Origin of the sequence: Candidatus Defluviilinea gracilis (assembly GCA_016716235.1) — a bacterium.
GTDB classification, from domain to species: domain Bacteria; phylum Chloroflexota; class Anaerolineae; order Anaerolineales; family Villigracilaceae; genus Defluviilinea; species Defluviilinea gracilis.
Map to the genome: position 1 here is coordinate 317,314 of JADJWS010000007.1, position 26,993 is coordinate 344,306.

General features: G+C 51.8%; 23 protein-coding genes and 1 CRISPR repeat array. Of the genes, 9 read left to right on the top strand and 14 right to left on the bottom strand.

Annotated elements, in window-relative coordinates; translation table 11 throughout:
* The first annotated feature begins 153 nt into the window (after positions 1–153).
* The gene (locus IPM31_19475; GenBank protein ID MBK9009153.1) at positions 154–1,332 is read left to right on the top strand and encodes an FAD-binding oxidoreductase; all 1,179 of its coding nucleotides are present in this window, start codon (positions 154–156) and stop codon (positions 1,330–1,332) included.
* A 512-nt stretch (positions 1,333–1,844) separates the two neighbouring features.
* Positions 1,845–2,879 (top strand): hypothetical protein, encoded by a 1,035-nt coding sequence (locus IPM31_19480; GenBank protein ID MBK9009154.1) that lies wholly within the window; start codon positions 1,845–1,847, stop codon positions 2,877–2,879.
* A gap of 288 nt (positions 2,880–3,167) precedes the next feature.
* Here IPM31_19480 and IPM31_19485 read toward each other — a convergent pair whose 3' ends face one another.
* A complete protein-coding gene (locus IPM31_19485) occupies positions 3,168–4,334 on the bottom strand; it encodes a creatininase family protein (protein MBK9009155.1) in 1,167 nt (388 codons plus the stop codon).
* A gap of 643 nt (positions 4,335–4,977) precedes the next feature.
* Between IPM31_19485 and IPM31_19490 the strand changes: the two genes are divergently transcribed.
* The 6 genes from IPM31_19490 to IPM31_19515 all read left to right on the top strand — a co-directional run bounded on the left by IPM31_19490 (position 4,978) and on the right by IPM31_19515 (position 11,537).
* Positions 4,978–6,645: an ABC transporter substrate-binding protein gene (locus IPM31_19490; GenBank protein ID MBK9009156.1), complete on the top strand. Its 1,668-nt coding sequence runs from the start codon at positions 4,978–4,980 to the stop codon at positions 6,643–6,645.
* Between the two features lie 196 nt (positions 6,646–6,841).
* Complete coding sequence (locus IPM31_19495; protein MBK9009157.1) at positions 6,842–7,819, top strand: ABC transporter permease; 978 nt, start codon at positions 6,842–6,844, stop codon at positions 7,817–7,819.
* 1 nt (position 7,820) lies between these two features.
* On the top strand, positions 7,821–8,780 hold the full coding sequence (locus tag IPM31_19500; protein MBK9009158.1) for an ABC transporter permease: 960 nt from the start codon (positions 7,821–7,823) through the stop codon (positions 8,778–8,780).
* Positions 8,777–9,763: an ABC transporter ATP-binding protein gene (locus IPM31_19505; GenBank protein ID MBK9009159.1), complete on the top strand. Its 987-nt coding sequence runs from the start codon at positions 8,777–8,779 to the stop codon at positions 9,761–9,763. The genes IPM31_19500 and IPM31_19505 overlap by 4 nt, the downstream gene beginning before the upstream one ends.
* Positions 9,760–10,767, top strand: a complete 1,008-nt coding sequence (locus tag IPM31_19510) for an ATP-binding cassette domain-containing protein (GenBank protein MBK9009160.1) — start codon at positions 9,760–9,762, stop codon at positions 10,765–10,767. The genes IPM31_19505 and IPM31_19510 overlap by 4 nt, the downstream gene beginning before the upstream one ends.
* Entirely contained in the window at positions 10,764–11,537 is a 774-nt protein-coding gene (locus IPM31_19515; protein ID MBK9009161.1) for an RNA methyltransferase, read from the top strand. Before IPM31_19510 ends, IPM31_19515 begins: the two co-directional genes overlap by 4 nt.
* Positions 11,538–11,624: 87 nt before the next feature.
* On the opposite strand, the gene IPM31_19520 is transcribed toward IPM31_19515, so the two are convergent.
* Complete coding sequence (locus IPM31_19520; GenBank protein ID MBK9009162.1) at positions 11,625–11,849, bottom strand: hypothetical protein; 225 nt, start codon at positions 11,847–11,849, stop codon at positions 11,625–11,627.
* A gap of 167 nt (positions 11,850–12,016) precedes the next feature.
* Between IPM31_19520 and IPM31_19525 the strand changes: the two genes are divergently transcribed.
* On the top strand, positions 12,017–13,012 hold the full coding sequence (locus tag IPM31_19525) for an SH3 domain-containing protein (protein MBK9009163.1): 996 nt from the start codon (positions 12,017–12,019) through the stop codon (positions 13,010–13,012).
* Between the two features lie 92 nt (positions 13,013–13,104).
* Positions 13,105–16,015: a CRISPR direct-repeat array (repeat unit 22 nt; unit sequence TGAGGGATTTTTTATTTCTTAC).
* Between the two features lie 274 nt (positions 16,016–16,289).
* Here IPM31_19525 and cas2 read toward each other — a convergent pair.
* The 12 genes from cas2 to cas10 all read right to left on the bottom strand — a co-directional run bounded on the left by cas2 (position 16,290) and on the right by cas10 (position 26,986).
* A complete protein-coding gene (gene cas2, locus IPM31_19530; GenBank protein MBK9009164.1) occupies positions 16,290–16,580 on the bottom strand; it encodes a CRISPR-associated endonuclease Cas2 in 291 nt (96 codons plus the stop codon).
* Positions 16,581–16,694: 114 nt separating this feature from the next.
* A complete protein-coding gene (gene cas1, locus IPM31_19535; GenBank protein MBK9009165.1) occupies positions 16,695–17,693 on the bottom strand; it encodes a CRISPR-associated endonuclease Cas1 in 999 nt (332 codons plus the stop codon).
* A gap of 135 nt (positions 17,694–17,828) precedes the next feature.
* A complete protein-coding gene (locus IPM31_19540) occupies positions 17,829–18,740 on the bottom strand; it encodes a hypothetical protein (protein ID MBK9009166.1) in 912 nt (303 codons plus the stop codon).
* A 94-nt stretch (positions 18,741–18,834) separates the two neighbouring features.
* Positions 18,835–19,671: a CRISPR system precrRNA processing endoribonuclease RAMP protein Cas6 gene (gene cas6 / locus IPM31_19545; GenBank protein ID MBK9009167.1), complete on the bottom strand. Its 837-nt coding sequence runs from the start codon at positions 19,669–19,671 to the stop codon at positions 18,835–18,837.
* A 96-nt stretch (positions 19,672–19,767) separates the two neighbouring features.
* Positions 19,768–20,130, bottom strand: a complete 363-nt coding sequence (locus IPM31_19550; GenBank protein MBK9009168.1) for a hypothetical protein — start codon at positions 20,128–20,130, stop codon at positions 19,768–19,770.
* A gap of 107 nt (positions 20,131–20,237) precedes the next feature.
* On the bottom strand, positions 20,238–20,558 hold the full coding sequence (locus IPM31_19555; protein ID MBK9009169.1) for a DUF1874 domain-containing protein: 321 nt from the start codon (positions 20,556–20,558) through the stop codon (positions 20,238–20,240).
* A complete protein-coding gene (gene cmr6, locus IPM31_19560; protein MBK9009170.1) occupies positions 20,555–21,568 on the bottom strand; it encodes a type III-B CRISPR module RAMP protein Cmr6 in 1,014 nt (337 codons plus the stop codon). Before cmr6 ends, IPM31_19555 begins: the two co-directional genes overlap by 4 nt.
* On the bottom strand, positions 21,565–21,954 hold the full coding sequence (locus IPM31_19565) for a type III-B CRISPR module-associated protein Cmr5 (GenBank protein MBK9009171.1): 390 nt from the start codon (positions 21,952–21,954) through the stop codon (positions 21,565–21,567). Before IPM31_19565 ends, cmr6 begins: the two co-directional genes overlap by 4 nt.
* A 9-nt stretch (positions 21,955–21,963) precedes the next feature.
* Positions 21,964–22,845: a type III-B CRISPR module RAMP protein Cmr4 gene (gene cmr4 / locus IPM31_19570; GenBank protein MBK9009172.1), complete on the bottom strand. Its 882-nt coding sequence runs from the start codon at positions 22,843–22,845 to the stop codon at positions 21,964–21,966.
* 12 nt (positions 22,846–22,857) lie between these two features.
* Complete coding sequence (cmr1, locus tag IPM31_19575; GenBank protein MBK9009173.1) at positions 22,858–24,129, bottom strand: type III-B CRISPR module RAMP protein Cmr1; 1,272 nt, start codon at positions 24,127–24,129, stop codon at positions 22,858–22,860.
* Positions 24,126–25,256 (bottom strand): type III-B CRISPR module-associated protein Cmr3, encoded by a 1,131-nt coding sequence (cmr3, locus tag IPM31_19580; GenBank protein ID MBK9009174.1) that lies wholly within the window; start codon positions 25,254–25,256, stop codon positions 24,126–24,128. The genes cmr1 and cmr3 overlap by 4 nt, the downstream gene beginning before the upstream one ends.
* Positions 25,253–26,986 (bottom strand): type III-B CRISPR-associated protein Cas10/Cmr2, encoded by a 1,734-nt coding sequence (gene cas10, locus IPM31_19585; GenBank protein MBK9009175.1) that lies wholly within the window; start codon positions 26,984–26,986, stop codon positions 25,253–25,255. Before cas10 ends, cmr3 begins: the two co-directional genes overlap by 4 nt.
* Between the last annotated feature and the right edge of the window lie 7 nt (positions 26,987–26,993).

Sequence of the window (26,993 nt, forward strand, 5' to 3'; positions counted from 1 at the left end):
TTTTGTTTGGTTGGGCTTCTTTTGTTGTATTTTTATCCGCACAACTGGCCCGCGGCATTGCCAACGATCGTAATCAGTTTCTTTGCCTTCTATGGTGCAATAACTAATTATCGGGAAAGCAAAAAACACAAGAACTCTTTGTAGTTGTCACACATGCTGAATTCATACGATGCCCTAATCATCGGCGGCGGGGTGACGGGATGCGCGACCGCGTACTATTTGTTGAGGGACGATCCGCGCATCAACGTCGCCATCCTTGAAATGGACCCGACCTACGAGAGAGCGTCCACGCCGCTATCGGACGGGAATACGCGCATCCAATTCAACATCAAAGAGAATATTCAAATGTCACAGTACGGGCTTGAGGTTCTCAAGACCTTTGCCGACGAGATGTCCGTTGGCGGCGAAAAGCCCGACCCTGCATTTCGTCAGCAGGGGAATCTGTTCGTGCTGGATGAAGCCAGCCGCGATGAATCTCATGAAGGGATGCTTCTGCAAAAGAGTCTCGGCTGTGAAGTCCATTGGCTGACGCCAGATGAAGTTCAACAACATTTCCCGCTTTACAACTTGAAGGATTGCGTCGCTGGCGCGTTCGGTCCGCACGATGGGACGATGTTACCTATGGCGGTGTTGGATGGTTACAAAAAGAAAGTGATTTCGCTCGGTGCGAAATACATCCAAGCCGAGGTGATTGAAGTTTTGAAAGAGGGGAATCAAGTCTCTGGCGTCAAGCTTGTATCTGGCGAAGTGTTGAATAGCAACATCGTGATGAACGCGGCAGGGGCATGGGCGCCGAAGATTGCCAAATCCCTTGGCGTGGAACTGCCGATCGCGCCGACGAAGCGACAGGTCACGATTGTTGAAACGAATTATCACGGCGAGGGAGTTTTACCCGTCTTGTTTTTGCCCTCAGGCTTGTACGTCATTCACGAAGGTGAAGGATTGTTCATGGTCGGCAAGTCGTTCCCCGACGATTACATCGGCTACGATGACTTCCGCTGGGAGAAAAACATCTTCGAGAAACGGATCTGGTCCGAACTTGTGGACAACATCCCTTCGTTTGACCGACTCAAAATCCTGCGCGGCTGGGCGGGGCTGTACGAGGTCAACACACTAGATGGCAACGCGATCCTCGGCGAATGGACTCAGTTGAAAGGTTTCTACCTCGCCAACGGATTTTCAGGGCACGGGTTCCAGCAGTGTCACGCCGTGGGGAGGTACATCGCTGAATTGATGCTGGGCAAAACGCCGACTCTCGACCTGTCCATTTTTTCGCCGCAGAGGATTTTGGAGAATAAGCCTGTATTTGAGAGTAAGAGGAAGATAATATAAGTGAAAACGGTGGTTGAGTAGTCCCGCGATGCTCGTCGCGGGACGTATCGAAACCACAGGTTCGCGTACGAACTTTTGTAACAAGATTTGCTTTACGATGTGGTGGTTTCGATACGAGCCTCACTCCGTTCGGCTCTTCTCGACCACCGATTTTTCCTTGACGCAAAATTTCCCCAGTGATAAACTCCGAACATCTTAACCAACCCTGAAAGGAGGCATGTTGCCATGAAAGCCAGCGTATTATCCACAACCCAAGTTTTGAACGCGCCTCCTGTCGGCAAATCGTAGTAACGACTTCAGTCGTTTTATGTTGCATGTAACCGCAGGCGCATTCACCTGCGGTTTTTGTTTTAACCCATTATAGACATGTCATTCTGAGCCGCGCTCTTGCTCTTTGCGGCGAAGAATCTCCGTGATAATCATTGAGACCCTTCGCTAGCGCTCAGGGTGACATACCAAGAGGGCGACCGCAGGAAAACGTATCCACCTTTTCAATTTCATCTGTAAACAAAATGGACACAAAACACTACATACAAATTTTCGACGAGTTGGACGATGACGACCGACTCGACAATGAAACAAAAAACGGACGCAAACAAAAATATCCGCTTCGCAACCCGAAGAAAGAATCGGAGTCGGATCATGCATTCAAGTCACAGCAAGACGACTCGGCTGGCACATACAAGTTCACCTACAAAGCCGCGCGATTTGAAGAGTGGTGGCTTCTCGATTCCATCGGTCCGTTTTACGAACACAAACTCATCAGCGATGTCCTGCGTCGGCTCAAGGGCGGCAAAGAGGCGTCCGTATATCTGTGTCAAGCATCCACTGAGTCCGAACCGTCTCTCCTCGCGGCGAAGGTGTATCGTCCGCGCTCGTTGCGCAACCTCAAGAACGATCAAATCTATCGCACGGGTCGCACCGACCTCGGCAAAGACGGCAAGCGATTGGTCAAAGAGGCAGACATCAACGCCATCATCAAACGCACGGCATACGGCGAAGAAGTGCGTCACACATCGTGGATCGCGTACGAGTTCAGCACGCTCGAGATGCTTCACGCCGCGGGCGCAGATGTGCCGAAGCCTGTGAGCATGGAGAAGAATGCGATCCTGATGGAATACATTGGGGATGTTGGCAATGCCGCGCCGACTCTCAACACGGTGACTCTCGAGCGTGATGAAGCGCGCGAATTGTTTGACCGCGTCATTCGCAATTTGGACCTGCTTCTAACCCTCGAGCGGATCCACGGCGACTTGTCCGCCTACAACATCCTCTACTGGGACGGCGACATCACGCTGATAGATTTCCCGCAAGTGACGTTCGCCGAAGCGAATCCCTCCGCATGGACGATCTTCTTGCGCGACGTGACTCGCGTGTGTCAATATTTCAAAACGCAAGGCGTGGAATGTGACACCAGAAAACTCGCCGCCGATTTATGGACCTCGCACGGGCATCAAGTTGTAAAAGAAGTCCATCCGTTATATCTCGACGCCGAGAAAAAAGAAGATCGTCGTTTGTGGGAAAAACAAAAGTCCACCATAAAATAAAACTGTGCCGCGATCCCTCAAAAGTTCGCGGCACAAAATTCTCCAATTCTCCGCCTCTCAACGACCCCAATCTCCAGTCTCCAATCTCTAAGGGTCGGTAAATTAATAACTTCCCGTATGTTTGTTCGCTTGCAGTTGCACTGCGAGCGGGATGTAGTGCAACTGCACCCGCAACAGGGAATTTATATTTTTACGAACCCTAATCTCTGCTCTCGACTGCCCGAGTCTCGACCATCAAATTACCAATTACCACTTACCACTTACCAATTACCAATTACCAATTACCAATTACTTCCCCTTTCCCCAAAGCCCATACCCCTCATTCCGCCTCGTCTCGCGCCTCTCATGCTGTTCATGGATCTGCTCCACGTGATCCGCTTTCTCTTCAATGGCGGCTTCGAACCATAACTTACCTTTCTCCGCAGTGGCATGACTCCCCGCGCCGTACGCGCCTGTCCTCGTGTCATCATCCCACGGTGGATTCGCAACCAGCGCGCCGCCTTCGATCCAATCCATGTAGTAATCAGGTGTGGCGACGAAATCGGTTTCATCTACAACTCGATCCATGTTGCAAAGGTCTGGGCGCAAATGAAGCATGTACGAAGTTTCAAGTTCGCCCGCGTGACCCATCCCGCCGATCTTCGATGTGCGATATTTCGGAATCACTTCTGATCCAATTCTGCCTGATGTATGAAGGAAGGAAGTTGCGCAAAAGATTCTGCGATGACGTTCACCCGCATACTTCACAACGTTGACTAAAAACGATGTATTGCCTCCATGTCCGCTCATTAGATAGAAGCGATCAAATCCGCGCGAGGCGAGTAAGTCAATCACTGCGACCCAAAAATCTTCAAACGCGCGACCGCCTGCGTTCATTGTCGCCGCAAAAGATGAACGGTGTGTGCTGACTCCGTACGGCATCACTGGCATTGCCCAACAGCGCGTAGGCAATTTAGACGCAGTGCCTTTTGCGATTGAATCAATGATGATGGTGTCAACCGAGAGGGGAAGATGGAATCCATGTTGCTCGGTGTGACCAATGGGGATCAATATCACTTTTCCGCGCTCTGAATCGGGCGGTAAGAACGTTGACGCCGTGAAAAGAGTAGGGGAGGGGAGGCGAAGAACCGAGGATGAATTTTGCAAAATAAATGTTGATTGCGGATCAATGCCCGATGGCGCGAGACAATACACGCGCGAAAATCCGTCGTCGCGCAGACTGTCCAACAAGTTGAAAACGTATTGCGCGAAAATCTTATCGGGCAATTCGAGTCCACTTCCGCGCCAGCCGAATGGGAACGGCGGCAGAAGGCCCGCACGTGTTGGACTCCCTAGCTGGCTTGCGACCAGGTTCCAGTCGAAGCCTGAACCGAGCGGCAGAACGAGCGGAGTGTCGCGCGGCAACTCGGCTACTTTATCCCAAGCCATTTCATCGTATCGAAAGAAAGAAGTCATTTATGTGTCTCCTTATAATTTGCGCGTAGCCAAATACATCACTTTATTTTTCTACCCTTTTATCCCTTCAAACAAGTGATCGTTCGAAACAAATTATAGGGTAGGGGGCGTTCTCTAACGTCCCTGTTGGCGTAAACGCCGACTGCACAAACGACCACATAACTCCAAAACAATCAGCATCGTGCAACTCAAGGTCGAGACTCTTCAGAGCGCGAGTAGCCATTAGAGGAACACGTCACGTATTTGGACGCTGATAATCGCAGAAAACGCCGATTTTTTCTTGAGTCAGCGTTCATCAGGGTTTTTCTGCGTCCCCATACTTTTATCCGAGAGAGTCTTCTATGATGGATGCTCCTAGACAAAACAGCATCAAATTTCTGTGCTCGTTTGATGCAAGCAAGTGAAACGATATGAACAAACGAAAAACCTCACCAAGATTCTTTGAACGCCTGCGCAATGAACTCACGCTGTCATTTGTCCAGTTGATTATCTTTCCTCAAATCGGAATATACAGTAGAATAATTCTCAATGTACTCGACCGAAAACTCAGTACGCGCGTTTCACCAAGTATAACAATGGTTTACCCCGCATCGCGGCTCTACAGGCTTGCGATGCGGTTCTCATTAAACTAGAGGAGTGAATGATGAAAACCAGACATACCTTTTTTGTTGCCATAACCCTGTTGGCGTTGATCTTATCCGCATGTGGAGGGGGAGCGCCTGCGACGCAAGCGGCGACAGATGCGCCTACAACCAATGACGCGCCGTCGGTGTTGAAGATCGGGTGGCTCGGCGAACCTGACACGCTTAACCCAGCCTATGCGTTTCTCACCGAGGCATACGCTATTTTCGATCTGGTCTATTCGCCATTGGTGACTGAAGATTCTTCGGGGGAATACGTTGGCGCGCTAGCGAAAGAATGGAGCGCGTCGGAAGACGGCTTGACGTGGACGTTCACACTGAAAGACGGATTGAAATGGCATAACGGCGAGGCGCTCACTGCCGACCAGATAGCATGGGCGATCAACGCAATCATGGCGGACCCCGACGGCTGGGCGGCGCTTTCAGGCTACGTGGGCGGATTCAGCGAAGTCACCGCGCCTGATGACAAGACAGTTCAGATCGTCACAGAATATCCAATCGCGAACATGGAGTACAGACTGTCTTTCTTGTATGCCGTGTATCCGCCTGATTTTGAATCGTTCACGACGCCGGAAGATTTGCAAAACTTCACCAACGATAAGCCGATTGGCACAGGTCGATTCAAACTCACCACATTCGATAAAGACACCGGGGTGGTAATCCTTGACGCAAACCCAGATTTTGTGGACGGCGCGCCGTTCATTGATCAGGTGATCTATCAAAAGTTCGATTCGGCCGACGCGATGATTCAAGCGCTCAAGGTTGGCGATATTGACCTGCTCTCCGACGTGCCCGCCAGCGCGTTCGAAACCGTCAAAGGATTCGATGGCGTCACCGCGGTCGCATTCGATGGACGCAGTTTCGATGAATTGATCATCAATGACGTTTCCGAAGATAACGATCCCGCGCCGACAGGCAACCCAGCGTTGAAAGACCCCGCTGTGCGCCTTGCGCTGGAAACCGCGATGAACCGGCAGGATATCATTGATATTGTTTTGCAGGGTCAAGGCACGCCAGGCGACACGATCGTTCCGCCCACGTTAGGCGGCGGCTTCTGGCACAACCCGAATATCAAAACACCGGAATTCAGCATCGAGAAAGCCAACCAAATCCTTGAGGATGCCGGGTATGTCAAAGGCGCTGACGGCGTCCGTGAAAAAGACGGCGTGCGGCTTGAGTTCCGCTTGCAATTCGATGTGGACTCTTCAAACTATCCGCGCATTGCCGACCTGCTGGCTGATTGGTATAGCCAGATCGGAATTAAGGCAACTCCCGAAGGCGTCAACTCGGACACGCTGATCGCCGCGACCACCGGGGTTGGCGACTACGATCTTGTGATCTGGGGTTGGGGCGCGGACCCCGATCCCGATTTCATCTTGAGCATCATGTTAACCGACCAGTTCGTCATTGGCGGCTGGAGCGACGCCGGGTATCACAACCCCGAGTACGACCAGCTCTATCTCGATCAACAAACCGCGGTCAACAAAGAAGAGCGGCAGGAGATCATCTACAAGATGCAAGACATGGTCTACAACGACCGCCCGTACATCGTCCTCTATTACAGCAACTATCTTCAAGCCTATCGCTCCGACCGATTCACCAACTTTATCGAATCGCCTCTGGGACTCGACGACGATGCCTCGCTTGCCCAGGCAAAACCTGTTCAGTAACATCAAAACGTCCCGAAGGTTTCCTTGAAAAACTTTGTTGTGCCACACCAACCTTCGGGACGTTGTATAAAAGAGAGCGCATTTTACACGCATGAGAAAGAGCCTCAGCCGCAGAGAACATCGAGTTCAGGGAGATTTCTAAAAGTTTTTTCTCAGAGTTCTCTGCGCGCTCTGCGGCAAAGAAAGAGTTAACAAGATGGCGCGCCGCGATTATTTACTCGGCAAGTTTGGCATTGCCCTGCTGACATTGCTATTCGTTCTTCTCCTCGATTTCATCCTGTTTCGCGTTCTGCCGGGCGACCCCATCCGCGCAGTGATCGGGCGGAACGTTCGCATTTCGGCCGAAGTTCAGCAATCGCTGCGCGAACAATTCGGCTTGGATAAGCCGGTCTTCCCCGACCAATTCGTAGATACGCTCGGTCAATGGGCGCAGGGCAACTTGGGAGTCTCATGGTCGCAGAGAAAGCCGGTCAGCGAGATTTTGATTTCCAAACTTTGGAATACCCTGTTGCTGATCGGTTTGGGACAATTGCTTTCGATCATCCTGGGCGCAGTGTTGGGACTGCTTGCGGGATGGAAACGCAAGACGCCATTCGATGTCGGCGCGCTCACGTTCTCGTTGATCGCGTGGGCGACGCCGACATTTTGGCTGGGAATTATTCTGCTGGTGGCGGGCAGCACATGGCTCGGCCTTCCCACAGGCGGCATCGTCAGCCCCGAAAATGTCGGCAAGCCTCTGCACACCGTCATTCCCGACCTAGCCCGTCACCTGATATTGCCCACGCTGACATTTACAATTCTTTACTTGGGGGAATACATGCTCATCATGCGTTCGTCCATTTTGGAAGTGCTAAGCGAAGATTACATCCTCACCGCGCGCGCGAAAGGGATGAGTCACTTTCAAGTCCTCACCAAGCATGGATTGAAGAACGCGATGCTTCCCATGGTGACGATCATTGCGTTGAACCTTGGCTTCACTGTTTCCGGCGCAATTTACATCGAAACAGTTTTTTCCTACGACGGCTTAGGCAACCTTGTGCAAACCGCGCTCGTCAAACAGGATTACCCGCTTTTGCAAGGAGCGTTTCTCTTGCTTGCGGTCAGCGTGATCGTCGCCAACATGCTTGCCGATATTTTGTACACTTACTTAGACCCGCGCGTGAAAGCGAATTGACATGGGCGAAAATTGGAATCTCCTCTTGCGCAACCTCGCGGAATTTTGGAAAACGTTCCGCCGAAACAAACTGGGATTGGTCGGCGCTTTTTTGGTGGCGACCGCGGCGTTCATAGCCATCTTCGCTCCTGCGTTGACCTCGTACGACTCTAGCGAGATCATCCGCGATGCGAATAACCGCGCGCTGACGTTTGCTCCTCCTTCCGTTCATGGCGTTCTCGGCACAGACGACGCGGGGCATGATGTTTGGTCGCAGCTTGTGTTCGGCTCGCGCATTTCGCTGGTCGTAGGATTCATGGCTGGCTTCATTGCAATGTTCGTGGGCAGCGCGTTGGGAATTGCGGCGGGATACTTCGGCGGCGCCATAGACAGCCTCATCATGCGAATCACCGACGTGCTTCTGGTGATACCCGACCTGCCTCTCATGCTTGTGCTGGTGGCAACCATCCGCCAAATGGAGCTGAAAATTTCCCCGTTGGCAGTGTTGATCGTCGTGATCGGTCTGCTCTATTGGACAAGCACCGCGCGCTTGATCCGTTCGCAAACGCTGACTATCAAAGAGCGGCAATTCGTAGCGCGGGCAAGAGCGATCGGCGCGGGACATTGGCACATCATCCGCAAACATATTTTGCCGCAGTTGATGCCGTTGATCGTGGCGAACACCGTGTTGATCCTGTCCACCGCGATCTTGATCGAATCAGGCTTGGCGTTTCTCGGGTTGGGCGACCCAACTCAACCGTCGTGGGGAACGATGTTGAACTTTGCGTTCGACCGAAGCGCGATATCCAATGGCGCGTGGTGGTTTTATCTCCCGCCCGGCATCGCCATCTTGTGGGTGAGTTTGGGGTGCATCCTGCTCGGAAATGTCCTCGAGGAAATGTTGAACCCGCGTTTGGCGGCGCATCATCTTGAAGGCGAGGCAGGCATGATTGCAATCGCGGATGTGGAGTCTAAAGGATGAACAACGGGAAACCACTGCTCAGCGTGCGCGGACTGACGACGGAGTTCGTCACACCGGAAGGCAAGATCGCGCGCGCGTTGGAAGACGTTTCATTTGATGTGATGCCCGGGCAAACGATCGGGCTGGTCGGCGAATCGGGTTCGGGGAAGACGACCACGCTCATGTCGCTGATGCGGCTGTTACCCGCTGGCGGAAAGATCACCGCAGGCAAGGTGATGTTCAACGACACGAATTTGCTGTCGTTATCCGAACGCGAGATGCGCGACTATCGCTGGAAGAGCATGGCGATCGTGTTTCAGGGAGCGATGAACGCGCTCAACCCGGTGATGAAGGTGGGCGACCAGATCCATGAAGCGATCATGTTGCATAACTTGATGGATGAAGACGCGGCGGAAAAACGAGTGAGAGATTTGTTGGAGATGGTCGGCATTGCGCCGACTCGCCGCGATCAATATCCGCATCAATACTCGGGCGGGATGCGGCAACGCGCGATGATCGCCATGGCATTGGCGTGCGCGCCCGACCTGCTATTTGCCGACGAGCCGACCACCGCATTGGATGTGATGATCCAGGCGCAGGTGCTGCAACTCTTGAAAGAAATTCAAAAGTCGCTTGGGCTTGCGATCGTGTTGGTGACGCACGATCTGGGAGTCGTTGCGGAAGTGTGCGACTCGGTCGTGGTGATGTATGGCGGCAAAGTTGCCGAATACGGAACGGCGGATCATATCTACAACGAGGCGCAGCATCCCTATACACAAAAACTCCTCGAGGCGTTCCCCGATGTGACCAAGCCGGGCGATACGTTGGCGTCCATCCCCGGTACGCCGCCGCGCTTGACGAATCTCCCGCCGGGTTGCCGCTTCGAGCCGCGCTGTCATTTGAAGATCGAGAAATGTTCGCAGATCAATCCTCCATTGCTCGAAGTTTCTCCCAAGCATTACGTCTCGTGCATTTTGCGCGATGGCGCGGAGGCTGACCTATGACGACGCAGACTCCCATGCTCGAAGTGCGCGGACTGTTCAAATATTTCCCGGTGCATCAGGAAATCCTTGACTCACTGAGACGCCGTCCACATTTAAACGTCAAGGCGGTGGACGATGTTTCATTTTCGCTCGCGCGCGGTGAAGTGCTGGCTGTGGTGGGAGAATCGGGATGCGGCAAGACAACCATTGCGCGGACGTTGATCGGATTGGAAACGCTCACCAAAGGCGAGATCGTATTCGACGGCAAGTCTGTCAACACGCATTCGCAACAACCGCATATCGGCTTGAAGCAACTGCGCAAACGCGCCCAGATGATCTTCCAAGACCCATATGAATCATTGAACCCGCGCGCGACGATCTTTGAAATTGTCGCCGAGCCTTTGGTCGTTCATGGACTCATCAAAGACCGGCAGGAACGGGTCGCGGCGGTCAAATCAGCGTTGGAGGATGCGGGGTTGCGTCCCGCCGAAGATTATTTCACGCGTTATCCGCACGAACTTTCGGGCGGACAACGCCAGCGCGTGGTGATCGCCAGCGCGATGGTGTTGCAACCGGAGTTGTTGATCGCGGACGAACCCGTCTCGATGCTCGACGTTTCCATCCGCGCCGAGATATTGAATCTACTGCGCGACCTGCGCCAGAAGCGCGGCATCAGCATTGTATTCATCACGCACGACCTCAGCACGGTCGCTTATTTCGCAGATCGAATCGCAGTGATGTATCTAGGTCGCATGGTAGAAATTGGACCCGCGCGCGAGGTCTTGCAGAATCCACAGCACCCATACACCAAGGCGTTGATCTCTGTCGCGCCTGTTCCAAATCCGCGTTTGCGGCGGGAGCGGGTGATCCTTCAAGGTGAAACGCCGAACCCGATCAACTTGCCGACGGGTTGCCGCTTTCATCCGCGCTGTCCCGTTGCGATTGATATTTGTAAAGAGAAAGACCCGCAGTTGATCGAACTAAGCGAAACGCATCGAGCCGCGTGCTTGTTGCTTGAACAATGACGGACATTACCAGTCTCCAAAATTCTCGGATCAAACACATCGTCAAACTGCGCGAGGATAAAAAGACTCGCAACGAAGACGGCTTGATGCTGGTGGAGGGATTCGACGAGATTCAACTCGCCCTCGCGGCTGGACACACCCCGCAGACGGTTCTCTCCGCCCCTGAACTTGTCTCGCGCTCGTTGACCTTCTCCGCCCGTGAGCATTTGACCCTCTCCCGCGCGGTCTTCGAGAAGATTTCGTATCGTGAAAACCCTGATGGCTGGATGGGAATCTTTCCGATCCCTCAAACATCGCTTGACGATTTGAAGTTAAGCAAAACGCCGCTCATCATCGTGGCTGAGTCCATCGAGAAGCCGGGCAACCTCGGCGCGATCTTGAGGACAGCCGACGCGGCAGGCGTGGATGCGCTTCTCGTCTGTGACGCGCGCGTGGATGTGTGGAATCCCAACGTGGTGCGGGCGAGTCGAGGCGCGGTGTTCAGCGTGCCAGTTGTCGCTTGCGAGAATGCTGAGGCGTTGAAGTGGCTGAAAGGCGGAAAGATGCGTATCGTCGCGGCGACTCCGTCTGCCGATGAAATTTATTCCAATGTAGATTTGAGTCAGCCCGTCGCCATCGCGGTGGGGACAGAGGATGAGGGGCTATCCGATTTTTGGATGACGAACGCGGACGTGAAAGTGAAAATCCCGATGATGGGAAAAGTGAATTCGTTGAACGTGTCGGTTTCGACGGCGTTGATTTTATATGAGGCGGTGAGACAACGCGGATGAGTTGGGCAATGACATCGTTTTGAATTAGGGGCAATCCAATGAAAAATGGCAAACCTTTTGGGCTTGCCATTTTTTGTTACGCGTGTGTTATTTCTTCAGCGCGTTGATCTCTGCCAGAACTTTCTTTACCATGTCTTCGGTGATGCCCGCCTCTTTGGCTTGCGGCATGGCGATCAGGGTTTTGAGGGTCATGCCCTTTGCCAGCCCGATCATGGGATTTTTGGAAACGCCCGGAGCGTACTTCTCCAGGACTTTCACCGCCCCCGTGTCTTTCAAGATGTCACCGACTTTGGTATCCAATGTGTAAGCCATTTGAATCTCCTCATTTTGGGTTTCGCGTGCATGCTTATTATACTGCGTTCGTGTCTGGCATTTCATACAAACTCAAGCGCCGTTCTATTTGTTTGGCAAATCATGGCGCCGTTGACGGGGAACAATTCAGCGGGGGAATGAGTTAAACTAAAGACGATGAGAATCCCATGAAGAACACATCGAAAAAAATATTGTTATTCTGCATCATACTTTTAACTGTCGCCGCGTGCGCGTCCCAGTCGCCTGTGCCGACGAACACACCCCTGCCGCCGTTTGATACGCCGACACCTTTTGTTGCGCCGACGTTCACGCCGATCATCTCCGCCGAAACAGCGACGTCACAGCCAACTCAAGCGACGCAATTCGTGCCGACGAGCACGAATTTGCCCTCAGTTGCGATGTCCACATCCTTGCCGCCCGTGACGGGAATCTTCAACCCGTACGCCGTCATCCTTGTCGGCAAGAACGATGTGCTGAACATCCGCTCTGCCGCAGGGATCGGACAGCCCATTGTCGGCTCGCTCGCGCCCAACACCGTCGGTGTGAACCGCACGGGACCCGCAACCAGCGCGGGAGGCGACCGCTGGGTGGAGATCCAGAATCCATCGGGCGGAGTCGGCTGGGTGAACGCGAAATTCCTCACCGAGCAAGTGACTTCGTCCGCGTTCTGTTCCGACTCGCGCGTGTCTGACCTGTTGAACAATTTGCGAACGGCTGTGTTGAACTCGAACGGCGAGTTGCTGGGTTCGCTCGTCAGCCCCGAGCATGGACTTGACCTGCGCTTGTGGCGTTGGGGAACGGTGGCGAATTATTCTCCCGCAGAAGCCGCGTGGGTTTTCCAATCGGATTACGTGGTGAAGTGGGGACCCGCGCCCGGAAGCGGCATGGATACGAACGGGACCTTCTCCGAACACATCCTGCCGAAGTTGCAAGAAGTGTTCAGCGCGAATTACACGCTGCACTGCAACGACACGCTCGACCTCGCGACCTTCTCGCTGGAGCCGTGGCCCTCCGAATATGCCAACGTCAATTTCTACACGGTACGCAAGCCCGGCTCCGATCAATACGGAGGCATGGACTGGCGCGCCTGGACCGTGGGAGTCGAATACGTGCAAGGCAAGCCGATGTTGTTCGCGTTGATCAATTATCAGTGGGAGCCGTAATCAGCAAAACGTCCCGAGGGTTTGAAACCTTCGGGACGTTTTTATTGCGCAGCAGGTGACAGTCACCTTCAAGGTGACTGTCACCTTTTTTTGTTTCAGTCCCTCATTGAGGGATTTTTTATTTCTTACAGCTGTATCCTTGCCGGGATTGCCACGCTTTTTGGCGTTTCAGTCCCTCAGTGAGGGATTTTTTATTTCTTACCGTTCACCATCGAGTTGAAGCCTGAATACTATGGCGAGTTTCAGTCCCTCAGTGAGGGATTTTTTATTTCTTACTATACACTGACACTGGCTGACGTTGCGGAGCGCAACGTTTCAGTCCCTCAGTGAGGGACTTTTTATTTCTTACTTTTGATCGTTTTGATAGTGATATCGGTTTGTTTGTGCGGGTTTCAGTCCCTCAGTGAGGGATTTTTTATTTCTTACACGCGAGGAGTTTCAATCCAGCGCGATCGCCGGTTTCATTTGTTTCAGTCCCTCAGTGAGGGATTTTTTATTTCTTACTTGTGCGCCCTTTTAGTTACTGTTATGGCGTGCAGACTGCGTTTCAGTCCCTCAGTGAGGGATTTTTTATTTCTTACGTACTGCAGTATATCTCTCCCATTGTCATCTCATATAAGTTTCAGTCCCTCAGTGAGGGATTTTTTATTTCTTACTAGGCGCACCCAATGGGTGTTATCTACTCGGTGGACGCGTTTCAGTCCCTCAGTGAGGGATTTTTTATTTCTTACGTCGGAAATCCGACTATCATCATTTATGAAGACGAACCTGGTTTCAGTCCCTCAGTGAGGGATTTTTTATTTCTTACTTTTCATTTGGTTAAGTGTTATAAGCTTGTGTGGATGTGGACGTTTCAGTCCCTCAGTGAGGGATTTTTTATTTCTTACGAGTTACCAGATTCGTACTTCCAAACACCGCAACAAGTTTCAGTCCCTCAGTGAGGGATTTTTTATTTCTTACGCGCCGATCATGTTGACTGCCAGCGGCTATCAGGTCAGTTTCAGTCCCTCAGTGAGGGATTTTTTATTTCTTACGATGAAAATGATATGGGACAGTGAACTCGTCCCTAATGATGTTTCAGTCCCTCAGTGAGGGATTTTTTATTTCTTACGCGGAATTCATCGCTAACACATATTCGGATGCAACCGTGTTTCAGTCCCTCATTGAGGGATTTTTTATTTCTTACTTTCGCAATCTGGTTCTTTTGATCGTCTTCGCTTTGGTTTCAGTCCCTCATTGAGGGATTTTTTATTTCTTACCTGTACGTGTAAATTGAAAGAAAAAAAATCGATCAGTTTCAGTCCCTCATTGAGGGATTTTTTATTTCTTACTGGCGAATTCGTAACAATCGGCACAGGAAGCGAAAGCGAGGAAGTGTTTCAGTCCCTCATTGAGGGATTTTTTATTTCTTACAACTGCTATGCCTACCGTCGATATTTCAACCGTTACGTTTCAGTCCCTCATTGAGGGATTTTTTATTTCTTACCTGGGCAATCTTTGGGACAACCAAGGCAGGGTTGGAACGTTTCAGTCCCTCATTGAGGGATTTTTTATTTCTTACTTGTTGCGAATGCACCGCCCGAAGTCCCAGGAGCTGAGTTTCAGTCCCTCATTGAGGGATTTTTTATTTCTTACCACACACCTTGAGGAATACTTCGCTAAGCCCGAAAATGTTTCAGTCCCTCATTGAGGGATTTTTTATTTCTTACCGACGGCGAGTGCCTTGTGCACTTGGACAAGCGCTGGTGCATGTTTCAGTCCCTCATTGAGGGATTTTTTATTTCTTACACAACCGTACGTTGAGACAGTTGAGGATGCTACTCAGATTGTTTCAGTCCCTCATTGAGGGATTTTTTATTTCTTACCAAAGTGGCAGATGGCCTGTGGGTCGGCGTCGACAGTGGTTTCAGTCCCTCATTGAGGGATTTTTTATTTCTTACATGAGCCCGACAACAACAACACCTATGTCACGATGCGTTTCAGTCCCTCATTGAGGGATTTTTTATTTCTTACCCAACCCGAATGACCCTACCCGGCTTGCCTTAACCGGTTTCAGTCCCTCATTGAGGGATTTTTTATTTCTTACAACCTGATTCAGGATGGCGTCAATGCCCGTGTCAGTGATCTGTTTCAGTCCCTCATTGAGGGATTTTTTATTTCTTACTTGCGTTCAAGAACGCGCTTCCCGCTCTGATCGCCGTTTCAGTCCCTCATTGAGGGATTTTTTATTTCTTACTTGGAGCGCTTGGAGGGTACATGATGTATCGCCTCGCTGGCGGCGTTTCAGTCCCTCATTGAGGGATTTTTTATTTCTTACCCGAGATCGTTGCCCAAGCGGACCCCGATGTTGCCGAGGTTTCAGTCCCTCATTGAGGGATTTTTTATTTCTTACGAGGGTGAATCGCTCCACACGGTTTCATCATGGACGTTTCAGTCCCTCATTGAGGGATTTTTTATTTCTTACATCGTGCAGAATGCATAGAGGACTATCCCAGGGTAGTAAGTTTCAGTCCCTCATTGAGGGATTTTTTATTTCTTACTTTGAAAGTGAAGGAACCGTTCAAGCCGTTTGGGATCAAGTTTCAGTCCCTCATTGAGGGATTTTTTATTTCTTACGGCTCAGCGGTAACTGGCGCAAGCCCACGATCCACGGTTTCAGTCCTCATTGAGGGATTTTTTATTTCTTACTTGGCGCTTGGCGCAACGATGGTTCTGGATTTCTTGCATAGTTTCAGTCCCTCATTGAGGGATTTTTTATTTCTTACGCAGCCCATTGCTTCGCCGCATCATGGCAGCCATCGGGTTTCAGTCCCTCATTGAGGGATTTTTTATTTCTTACCATTCTGATTGTTTTCGGAATGGTCTTGTCCGCTTGTGCCACAGGTTTCAGTCCCTCATTGAGGGATTTTTTATTTCTTACAAAGTGCCGCAAGCAAAAGCTGAGCAGGCGGTTGTTATAGCCGACTGTTTCAGTCCCTCATTGAGGGATTTTTTATTTCTTACTCTTGCCCAACTTTCAATTCTGTTTTCTGCCTTCAAAAAGATTAAGGTTAAGATCAATCTTCTTCAAGAAAAACACCGTTTTGGCTGTATATCTCATTTCCGAGCATCGCATAGTGCGTTTCGGTAAGCATGGATGCTCGGTTCTTGCGGGTCAGGGCTGACAAGTGGCTTCAAATGTGTAACCGATTGCGCCACAGGTTGCCATTGGTTAGGCGCACTTTCCGAGCATCGCCAAAGCCCATTGCGCCCCCCTTGGCGCTCGTTTTTTCGGCGCTCACACCACCATCGTTTCCTGCGGCAACGATTTGGAAACCTCATGAGGGCGGGAGGATTCGATCCGTTTTTCACAATCGGCGCACAAGTAGTAATACCGCACGTTATCTTTACGCTTACGGATCACACGGGTAATCGCCTGCTTCATTTTGGAAAGGTTCTTCGCGTCGAGATGGCACTCGAAGACCGAGTACTGCACGGGCGTGCCGTAATCGAGCAATACATTGTGCAATTTTGTCCTGCGTTTGTCGTTCGAGATATCGTAGACAATGAGAATGAATTGTGTTGGCATTATACACCTTTCAAAATGAAACCTGACAGGTTTTAAGCGCGACTCGTGTTTACCACAACCTATGCGCGGACACGGATTCGCGTTGAGGATGGATCGCGGAAACCTGTCAGGTTTTTACCTCGTTAAAAACGGCACATAGGCTTTCTCTTTCCCTTCGATCACATGGCGCAGTTGGCGCACTTGCACCTCAAAGCATTTCTGATACGTAATGGCGCGCCCCGCCAGCGGATGAACGACCGAAGTTTGCAAGCGCGCGTTATATTGCGCGAGAAATTTCTTCAAGGCGTGTTGTTTCAGGCTCACTCCGCCTGCCTCGGCCGGTTCAAAATCATCGGGCGAAAGGATGCGTTTGTTGATCACGGTCAGCACCGTCGAATCCACGATCACGCTTCGGAACTCCTCCACCAGATCCAACGCCAGCGCGGGGCGTCCGTACACGTCGGCGTGAAAAAAACCGTCGTAGGGGTCGAGCCCCACGATCTCGAGCGCGGTCATCATATTTTGTGTGAGCAGGCTGTAACCCAAACTCAACAACGCGTTGGCAGGGTCGGCAGGCGGGCGGCGCGTGCGTTTCGGAAAACTCCAATCTTCGTTGAGCGCGGCGCGGAAGATTTCGAAATAGGCTTTCGCGCCGATGCCCTCCTGTCCGCGTAAACGATCCAGATCGGATTCGTTCTCGGCTTGCTTGATGCAACTCGTAATGCGCTCGATTCCCCTCAACGGGACGGCTGGGTCTGCCCTCCCCAGCCGGCGCGCCAACACCCGCTCGTTCTTCAATTTCCCCAACACGATGGCGCGCGCAATGTCAAAACAAAACGCCGCCGCCTCCGACCGGCGATATTGTGTATGTCGTAAGAAGATATTTCCCTCGCTGGGCGGCATGAGCCTGCCGAGCAGTTTCCCCGCACGGCTGATGATCGAGAACGAAACGCCTGCGCCCAGCAATGAAACCATCGCTTGAGTAGTGATGCCCACACTGCCCACAATCACCACGTCGGTCACATGCGCCAGCGGCGCGCTGAACAACACCTCCTCATCCCTGCTCATCACGAGGATGCGTTTGTACTCTTTTTCGATCCGAGCGCCGGGCTCGGTCACGTAGAGAGTGGGCATTTTATGTCACTGCGAAGCGCTAGCGAAGCAGTCTCCTCGCTCGTCTGTCATTGTGAACAAAGTGAAGCAATCTCCTTGAACAAGCAAGCAGATTGCCACGCCGCCAAAGAACAAGAGCGGCGGCTCGCAATGACATTAGCCATACCCCTGCGGCGCGGCATAATCATGGAACAATTCAGCGTCGAACGCTCCTTTCACTTCGATCCGTTTCTCCGCCGCCTCGAAACTATACGTATCGCGCTCGAAATGCACGCCGAGAAAATCGAACCCCTCGTCGAAGTGACTGATGCGGGTCTTGTTCGGCTCGAGAATGAGATGCAGTTTTTTCAAGATGAACGCCGTGCGCTTCATGGCTTTTTCTGCCTGCGCTTTCGTCTTGCAAAACACGCAAAAATCATCGGCATACCGCACGGGCGCATACCCCGCCTCCATCAGCCTCGTATCCAATTGGTGCAATACAATATTGCACAGCAGGGGCGAGATCACCGCGCCAAGCGAAATTCCCACACCGGGCACAGATTGTCCCTGCGCCATCCACTGCTTGATCAGACCTGAAACCATTGAGTCGTCCACCTTCTGCTGAAAATGCCGCAAGATCAAAAAATGTTTCAGGCTGGGGAAGCAATTGTCAATATCCGCGTCCAACACCCATTGCCTGCCCGCCTCGCGGTGCGCGAGGATCGCCGGGACCGCATCACGCACGCCGCGTCCGGGGCGGTAGCCGAAACTGCAATCCATAAACTCGCGGTCGAACACATCGTCCACGAGGCGTAAGACAGCCCGCTGTAAAACACGGTCGGTCACGGTGAGGATGGAAATGGTGCGAAGCGTCCCGTCTTTCTTCGGGATGTGGAACTGTTTCAGTTTGCGAGCGCGGTATGTGTTGGCGCGCGCTTCCGCGGCAAGCGTATCGAGTCTTTCCTCGAAATTCCGCTCCCAGCGTTTAATGCTCACGCGATCTATACCTGCCGCGCCCTTCTTTGCCCGCACCTCCTCCCAGGCGCGCCGCAGGTTTTCAGTCTCGAGGATGCGTTCGATCCATTTCATGTTTTATATGTCGTTGCGAGGGAGCGCGGCGACCGAAGCAATCTCCTCATCACAGCAGATTGCCACGGCGGAAGAGCGCCGCCTCGCAATGACATTAGGCGCGCCATGTCTGTCCCAATCCATATGTGGTCTTATGACCAGTGCCGCAATAGAACGAAAACTCCGCCAGAAGGTTGCACAAGCGCGCCCAGTATGCCTCTCTTGCGAAAATACGAAACGCGCATTTCCCCTTGAAGCCGATCCATGAGATACCCCGGTATTCGACGGTATCGGTTTGAATATCATGTTGGCTCAAGGCAAAGTTTGCCTCCCGAATATCCCTTGCCTCGAAGGGCAAGATCGCAGAGGAAAAGCGATTCCAGCGCATGAGCCACGATCTCAGGATCAATTTTGGAACGGGCAGGGGTAAATAAAAATCCCCAGCGTGGAATGTGGTCAGCGATTTGAATTCGATGTTCAGTGTGTCTGATACCGGAGAGTCTGATTTGAGGTATTTATCCACCAACGCCTGATACGACGTTGCTCGCGCGCCGGGGTGTTTTCCCGCCTCCGCCGCGTTTGTGACCTGAAACTTGACCCTGTCTAACTGGAAAACCCGATCTACGACAGTTGGCAGAACAGCATTCTGGAATTTCTGCGATTGTTCTTCATTCAAGGTGGTCACGCGAAACCACGCGCGTTGCCCGGCTTCGATTCGATTGAATCCCTTTTGGGCGTTGGACACCCCCTGCAAATCGGATACCGTATACGGGCGCAACTGATTCCCCCCGTGCATTTCTGTTTCTTCGCGCGGTTCATCGGCGGAATGCGGTTCTTCCGCATCCGAGATCCCCATCCACGTGAGAAATTCCGACCGTATCGCCGCCCCCATGTATTGAGGAATGGAACCGCTTTCCAACGCTTTCAAGTGAATGACGGAGGAGAGGAGCATATTATTCTGTCATTGCGAGGAGCCGCTGGTCGAGTAGCCTCATGTTCGTTGGGGTGAGGCGATGAAGTAATATCATGGCGCCGAGAACTTGCTTTATCATGCGGAACCTTTTTTCTTTTTTGTTTTTGTTATCTTCACGGCAAATTGGCGGAATTCTTCCGGTGTGCATTCGATTTCGAAAGTAACGTCTCCGTTACCGGTTTGAACCTCACTCAACTGGCTCAGGAATTCGGCTGAGTTTGTATAGGCGATATCAAATCGCTTGCCTTTCTTTTCTTCCACCATCGGCAACATACCCACCCAGCCAAGCACCTCCGCGCGGGTAACTTCTTCCCGCCGCATTTCGCCTGGCAAGCGAATGAACTCCTTGTCGTCTTTTGATTTCAAAATAAGTTTCACTTTCTCGTTCAGACGATTTTGTTCGCGTTGTTCATCCTCGCGGATGCGGCGGGTATTCATCCACGTCCAAACTCCGATGAGCGCGGCGAGAATCCCGACGTAATCAGCAATACTGCTCATATTCAACCAATCCATTCGAAACTCTCCTTCGTATTCATAACGGAAATCTATTTTGTATGACAGGTAATGCGGTAAAACTCAATCCTTCCACCTGCGGACAAGGTGGTTGCCCCGGCGGGCAGGCGCGGGCCGTGATACTGAGCCACGAATAAAACATCATCCTTCTGCAACAGCACCGATTCTCGATTAACCTCCACCGGACGTTTAAGCACGCTCGATACGATTGCCGCCATATCCGCATGACCAATGATACTGACAGTCTCGGCTGGTATCTCGGCTGGGAGAACAAGTTGAATGTCCACGCGCATCCCCTCTGCGCCAACGCTCAGCATATTGAGCGAGAAGGCGTTGGCGAGGTAGGAGGTCATTTGGCTTTGGCTAGTTCACAAATCACGCGTAAATACGTGCCGATCGTCTGAATATCAACCACTTTACATCGAACCACAGCGCCCTCTTGATACCGCCCCGGGTGATCCACTGCCACATAGGCTTGCGCATCATCCGGGTTCAACTCGGGAATCGAGAGGTTAATACCTTTTGCCTCCACCTCGGAAACTGCGCCGCGAAAGTAATCGCCAATGTGTATTTCGCTCGCGTCCTTGAAAGTCTTATATTCGATTTTTATCTCAGCCTCTTCCATCCTGCCATATCCACTCGAAGTCTTCGCGCCCACGCCCTCGCGCACCAGCGCCAGTTCCAAAACCTCGAACGCCGCCTTTACCCAATCGCTCGGTCCTGAAAGCGCGAGCAGAAACGTTCCATTGACTGTGATGAATGGAATGGGCGTTGGGCTGTCCCAATCGGCGGGCGGAGCCAGTTCCAGCGTTTGCGAATATATCGGCTTGGCGCCCTGATAATACTCTGGGTGGTGAACCGTGATTATATCCGGCACAAGTCCTTTGCCGGTACCCGGCATATACAACGCGTCATAAAAAGTAACGTACCCCGCGCTGGTCGTATCACCGAACAGGTAACGGCGCGTTTCCACATCCCAAACCGGGTCGTCCTTGAAATACTCAGTCACAAAATGCGCCGCCAACCCTTTCAACGCGCTCCCCGGAATATATGGCATTCCATACGTGCGGTGTAAAGCGATCGAAGTTTCGAGCACACCCTCCGCGCCCAAATTCACCGCCAACCTGCCCTCCGTTCGAAACGGGCGGCAATCCGCGCCCAAGCTAGTCAGCGTTTGGTTCCAACGTCGAAAGAAAGTTGTATATGCCTCCGGAATGGAAACCTTGGTCACTTGCTTCACATGCTCGGCTTTGGCGGTTTGCGCATCGTCGCCCGGGAAAAACTTATCCAACCACAGCCCGGCGTGTGCCTCTGCAGGCGGCTGGGCGATCTTCGTCAAACTGTCACGGCGAAACTGTATCATCGCGCGCCTCCGTCATCTTGTGTGGCAGGAACGTCCAGAATTGTTTGCGCAAAACGCTTGAACCATTTCAACGCCTGCAACGAGCGGTGGGTGAGGTACATGTATTCCTGCAACTCCACATCGCGGCTTTGTACGGCAAAATCGTCTGCGCTCTTATCGAGAACTACCTGCCCTAGATCCTCAAGAAGCGCGGTACTTCCTTCCTTGCCGCGGCTTTGGACGAACGCCAACGCCTCCGCCAACCCTGCCGTGCGGATGAGGATCGGCAGGGAATGCGCCATCGCCCCATATTGATTCCGCTTCGCGCTCCCTTGCGGCTGGTTCTCCCCAAAAAGCGATACTTTCCTGTACACCTTCTCTGCCACTTCCTGTTCGAGAGTCCTCATTACTGCCTCCTACCCCAACAATGTGGCGTTACACAAGCCGCGCCCCACAGTCGCCTTGCCGCCAAATTGCAGGGTTTTGTTATCAGAAAGTCTCTTCACCTCGGCGAACACATCCGCCGTTCTGGCATTGCTTTTGTCCACGTTCGCCGCGACCACCAAACTGACCATCACGGTTTCCGTGGGCAACGCTTCTTCGTACCATAACATATGTTCCTTGACAGTTTTTTTGTCGTCATCTATCTGTATGCGGGCAGTGATCTCCGTCGCTGTTTCCAACAGAAAATTCAACACATTATCCGAAACAATGCATAACCGTGCTTTCAATGCGTTTTGCATATCCGTATCTTGCACGAAGAGCGTTTGCCCAAACCAGCCCGCCCAAGCTGTCACTTCTGCTTTCCGCTTAAATTTCAACGCCAAGTCTTCAAGTACCACCGCACTTTTCTTCTTGTCTCTATCGATCTCCATACTCAATCCTTCTCCGTCATTACTTACAAAACACTCTCCATCCGCAGGCGCAGGGATGTTGAAAGCAAGCGGCGCGGGTGTGTTTGCGGCGTCTCGTTTCAATCGGTGTAAGAGCAGCGGCGATGTCACCCATGCGAATACACCATGCAAACTGCGCACGGGCAATAACAACAACCGCGCATCACTGAAGGTCACAGCCCCAGCGTGCAACTCTGCATTGCCGGTGTCTGGTCCGAAAACTTTTGTCCGCATTGAAGAGTCTGTGCATGCGTCCCGAAACACGCCCTTGAGCGTCGAACCCGGCAAGAACGGAATACCGGTTGCTTTTTCGCGCGCGATGGGTAAGTCAATCACTCCAACGCCCTGCCCGGTCCCTGCGTGTAATGGCGAGATCGCCTGAACAACTAACAGTTTCGCATCCATGTTTGGTTCCTCCTATTTCAACGAGTCGAGAAAGGCTTGTAAGACATCGGTATGGCTGCCCAGTGGCGGAATATATGCAACTTCGCTCTCCAGCACATCACTTACTACAGAAGGATGATTCGGCACGCCACTCAAAACCAATCCGCCTGGCGGCGTGTACATTTCACTCGACTCAACGGTCTCCCATTCCAGAATAGCGGCAAGTCCCACAGCTCCATCGGAACATGCAATCGGGCGCAGAATCAACGGGCTTGCAAGACGGTCTATGGATTTTTTATCATCAATCAGAATACCTTGGAGTTTAATATCCTCCGGAAGATCTTCATCGTGATGCATGTTGTATTGAATCGGTAATCCAAACTTGGCGCGTGGAAACCTGTTTTCAACATGTTTGTAGCCAGATATATTTTCAGGGGTATTAATTTCCTTATTAAACAATCGCCTGATTTCATTCGCTTCAGGCCACTGACTCAATCCAAACTCGCCTTTGTATCGTTTTTGTCGAAACTCTTTTAATGCAGTGAAAAGACTCTCCCAAACCTCGCTGGCATTGTCTGTCTTTGTTACCCATTTCATACGAGAATTCGTTGTCAAATGAGGGACGCCCGGGTGCCACACACCGTCTGCCAAAAGATGTTTTGTGAAGAAGTTTTTGTCAACCTGATTCCTTGCCGGGGGGTCAATTTTCTGCCACGACCCATCGGCAGAGTCTTTTTTTGCCTCACACTGCAACGCTCCAAACCCCCGCCGTGTGCGTCCACCGATACCGCCAAAGGTTTCCCATGCCCACAAAGCCGCCTCAACGTCGTCATTAATATTGTCAACATTCTTATACTTGATTTCCAACTCAAAAGAGGCATCTTCATAAACCGGCAACTCATCCTCGCGTAAAGGAAAAGCCACATAACTCCATGCGGAGCCGGGTTGCCCAACATCATTGCCGCTTGCCTTGCCTCGATGCGCGCTGACAACCCTCACGTGCACTTTGGAAGGTCCCGGCTTATTCTCTTCAGCGGGTGAACCCCAAATCTCTTCCTCGCGCTTCTTCATAGCCGCCAGATTTCCGTCGAAGCCGCCTCCGCGCGTAGCACGCCACCAAAAGCGCAAATGCCCGCGCACTTCGGTCGCGCGGATCGTGGTCAGCGAATCCGGTCGTTGAGGTTCCTCACCGCCGCCAAACAGGGGGGTAATTACCTTGTATTTCCGAATCTCTATCACCCAGCCGGGCTTTTGAACTTCTTTGTTCACCACCGGCGGGTTCTTCTCTGGAAGTTTCCTGCTCATCCGTTCACCTCCATATTCTTCCACGTGCCAAGCAACGCCAGCCCAAAACCATCGCGGCACGCCTGTACATCATCACTGATATTATTCAACCACACGCGTTTTATGAAATCCTGCAAATCCGTTACCTGAGTCAGGTCTAGAAAATACACACTCCCGGCAGGCGCCAGTCGGCGGGTAGGCTTTGGCTCACCACCATTTGGTTTCGAGTAATCCCACCCAGAGATAGTCTGATAACGCGGCACCGCTGATGCCACCACGGTTGCTCCAAATTGGCTGGTCAGGTAACTCGGAAGATGTCCGTTGGCAAAATACGCCGGGGTCGCAAGGATTAGTCGGCAACTCTTGTCTTCGCTGATCTTCTGCACAATATCCTCAGGGCAGGTGGCATCTGCGAACACATTTGAAGTTGCCCACCATTGTACAATCCGCCGCTCACCGCCCAAAAAGTCCACGCCGGCTTGTAACCCAGCATCCGAAGTCAATGCGATTGCAAGCGAAGACGCGTTCTCGGTGGTGAATTCCATGCCGCTGGTTTGAAACAAAGCGCCCTCTCGGGAAGCATGTGTATCCGGTTGGATGCTGACGTGTGTGCGATGATCGCGCGGCAGTTCCTCCATACCTAAAGTTTTCGCGTCGAACGGTCCATCATCCACCCCGTTGTGTAACCATTCTTTCATCGTTGGCCACGTCCATAAGCGTGGGGTTTTGTAATACGGCTTATCTTTGATCTGTGGATCACGCCCAACCAAGTGCGACACTCCCAAATCGGTTGAGTTAGTAGATACTCGAATCGGCGCAAGAGCATATCGTAGCACGATGCCCTTATCACTCGTCTCAACCACCAAAGCGTCCGCAGGGGCGGGGAAGTATCTCTCCACAATGGCTTCATTTGCATCTAATTCAACCAGCACCGGTCCATGGATGGAGTTTTCCAACAATCTATTCAATTTGGTTGCATCAAATTTGCCATTGGAAGCATCCGTTCCTGCCCGTGTCCGCACCGCCCCAATCACCGTAGATGGAAATGGGAACGGTAGAGAATCTGCCCGCTCGCCAGGCGTTGCAACGAAGGGCTTGCCATCTCGAAAAATCAAAGGGTCACGCGGGATTACCAACCATTCACTCATTGCGCCTCCCCCTCTATCCCTGCTAGTTCCTTGGCAACAATCATTTCGCGGGCAAGTTCATCAAGCGAGATGGTTTGGATCCAACCTGCAAAGCTTGCTTTGACTTGCTCATTGACTTGCTGATCACTACCCGACTCGCGCTTCCGCTCAACAATTCGAATCGCCTCTTTGGCTTTCGCGTCAGGTGGAATCTCTGTATTGAATAACACTTGGTGTAACTCATGCAACTCGTACGCCGTTCCGCCGCTGATCGCGCCGTCGCGCGCGTATGTGATCAACTCGGTCAGGCGCGCATGAAGAACACTGAACTTGTCAGAGATGGAGCGGTCAACTCCACTGCGCTTGCTCAGGATGATTGCCAGTCCGTTTTTGCCTTCCACGACTTTTGCATCTTTTTCCGCTTTCCGCACGAGTTGCAGAGCATTCGATAGCGGTTCCAGATGATGGACAATGACGATCCCAACAGACAGGGAAGGCTTGATTGTGCCGCCCTTTCCATCAGATATTGCATACTCTTCCATCAAGCTTCCAAAAGTGGACTGTAATTCATTAGCACAATCTAAAACCGAGGGTAAAGGCAGGTACGCTAACACATCGTCACCACCAGAATAAATCAGCACACCTTGAGTGCGCCCAACGATCTCTCTTGCATGTTGCACGAACCTTGCCAGTGATTGCGAAATATTTTGATGAGTTTCCATCCTTGTTTGCCCATCAATGATCTTGCCCATAAAATCACCATCCGCGGCAAGCAAGGCGTAGTAGGCGGTAGGCGTGGCATTGCCTGCATATTTCTTTAACAGGTTTAGATAATCTGCCCGCTGTTCAGGTGTTAGTTTTTGAGTCGGAAATGCATCCTCGAACCGGCTTTCAAATACCAAGCCTTCCTCTGCGCCATCCAACGTGTCAGAATCAACGGGCAATTTGGCGCGGAGAGCCTCGATCAAAGTTTGAGCTTCCCCGTTTTTCTGGTTGAATTTTTCCACAAACGGCAACGCCGCCATATCTGATGTGCTCTTGAAGTTCGGAGTACTGTCAAGCCTGCCAAGCCGCTTGAGCAAATCCACACCTGAGAGTTGCTCCCCGCGCCGCGCTCGATAGCGCGTGTATAAGTTTTTGGTTTTTTGTGTACGAACGTCCTCTGTATCGTTTCTCTCCGCATATTCCGCTCTCGGAATAACCGACTCGCGCGCGCCATCTAAGGATGATTTAGGAGTGCCTGCCGACCATGTCGGTTGTTGAAAATTGCGGATAGTTTTTCGGGCTGCTAAAAACATTTCCGCCTTGTTGCGCGCTTCCGCATAGTTGCCTGCATTGGATTCTTCGAATGGAACGCTAACCCAATAGAATTCAAGCAAGTCGTCAACCTGCTGATTAGCCACTCCCTCATTGTAAGCACGACCATGAATGTGTGACTTGGCATCCGCCCACAATTCTTGAAGGCGTGCACCTACTGCTGTGCGAACCCCTGTAGCAATTCGTTCAGGGTTATCCACAACAGCAATAACTTTATTCGGAGAACTGTACTGACTTGCCGGTTCAAGTAGTCTGATGTCAGCAGGATGTGGAAAAACAAGCCAATCAAGAAAGCCAGAGTCCGCGATATTTTTCGCTGCGGCTTTTGATAATTCACTTAACATCCATGAACCGTACCACAAGTCACGGCTACGACGGGCAGTGTTAATAAAATCCTGTACAGGACCGACTGAAAAAATAATTAGATGCTTCATTAATTAT

Excerpts from the sequence above, each read along its gene's own strand:
- IPM31_19475 (MBK9009153.1), top strand. The coding sequence starts at position 154 with ATGCTGAATTCATACGATGCCCTAATCATCGGCGGCGGGGTGACGGGA.
- IPM31_19480 (MBK9009154.1), top strand. The coding sequence starts at position 1,845 with ATGGACACAAAACACTACATACAAATTTTCGACGAGTTGGACGATGAC.
- IPM31_19485 (MBK9009155.1), bottom strand. The coding sequence starts at position 4,334 with ATGACTTCTTTCTTTCGATACGATGAAATGGCTTGGGATAAAGTAGCC.
- IPM31_19490 (MBK9009156.1), top strand. The coding sequence starts at position 4,978 with ATGAAAACCAGACATACCTTTTTTGTTGCCATAACCCTGTTGGCGTTG.
- IPM31_19495 (MBK9009157.1), top strand. The coding sequence starts at position 6,842 with ATGGCGCGCCGCGATTATTTACTCGGCAAGTTTGGCATTGCCCTGCTG.
- IPM31_19500 (MBK9009158.1), top strand. The coding sequence starts at position 7,821 with ATGGGCGAAAATTGGAATCTCCTCTTGCGCAACCTCGCGGAATTTTGG.
- IPM31_19505 (MBK9009159.1), top strand. The coding sequence starts at position 8,777 with ATGAACAACGGGAAACCACTGCTCAGCGTGCGCGGACTGACGACGGAG.
- IPM31_19510 (MBK9009160.1), top strand. The coding sequence starts at position 9,760 with ATGACGACGCAGACTCCCATGCTCGAAGTGCGCGGACTGTTCAAATAT.
- IPM31_19515 (MBK9009161.1), top strand. The coding sequence starts at position 10,764 with ATGACGGACATTACCAGTCTCCAAAATTCTCGGATCAAACACATCGTC.
- IPM31_19520 (MBK9009162.1), bottom strand. The coding sequence starts at position 11,849 with ATGGCTTACACATTGGATACCAAAGTCGGTGACATCTTGAAAGACACG.
- IPM31_19525 (MBK9009163.1), top strand. The coding sequence starts at position 12,017 with ATGAAGAACACATCGAAAAAAATATTGTTATTCTGCATCATACTTTTA.
- cas2 (MBK9009164.1), bottom strand. The coding sequence starts at position 16,580 with ATGCCAACACAATTCATTCTCATTGTCTACGATATCTCGAACGACAAA.
- cas1 (MBK9009165.1), bottom strand. The coding sequence starts at position 17,693 with ATGCCCACTCTCTACGTGACCGAGCCCGGCGCTCGGATCGAAAAAGAG.
- IPM31_19540 (MBK9009166.1), bottom strand. The coding sequence starts at position 18,740 with ATGAAATGGATCGAACGCATCCTCGAGACTGAAAACCTGCGGCGCGCC.
- cas6 (MBK9009167.1), bottom strand. The coding sequence starts at position 19,671 with ATGCTCCTCTCCTCCGTCATTCACTTGAAAGCGTTGGAAAGCGGTTCC.
- IPM31_19550 (MBK9009168.1), bottom strand. The coding sequence starts at position 20,130 with ATGAATACCCGCCGCATCCGCGAGGATGAACAACGCGAACAAAATCGT.
- IPM31_19555 (MBK9009169.1), bottom strand. The coding sequence starts at position 20,558 with ATGACCTCCTACCTCGCCAACGCCTTCTCGCTCAATATGCTGAGCGTT.
- cmr6 (MBK9009170.1), bottom strand. The coding sequence starts at position 21,568 with ATGATACAGTTTCGCCGTGACAGTTTGACGAAGATCGCCCAGCCGCCT.
- IPM31_19565 (MBK9009171.1), bottom strand. The coding sequence starts at position 21,954 with ATGAGGACTCTCGAACAGGAAGTGGCAGAGAAGGTGTACAGGAAAGTA.
- cmr4 (MBK9009172.1), bottom strand. The coding sequence starts at position 22,845 with ATGGATGCGAAACTGTTAGTTGTTCAGGCGATCTCGCCATTACACGCA.
- cmr1 (MBK9009173.1), bottom strand. The coding sequence starts at position 24,129 with ATGAGCAGGAAACTTCCAGAGAAGAACCCGCCGGTGGTGAACAAAGAA.
- cmr3 (MBK9009174.1), bottom strand. The coding sequence starts at position 25,256 with ATGAGTGAATGGTTGGTAATCCCGCGTGACCCTTTGATTTTTCGAGAT.
- cas10 (MBK9009175.1), bottom strand. The coding sequence starts at position 26,986 with ATGAAGCATCTAATTATTTTTTCAGTCGGTCCTGTACAGGATTTTATT.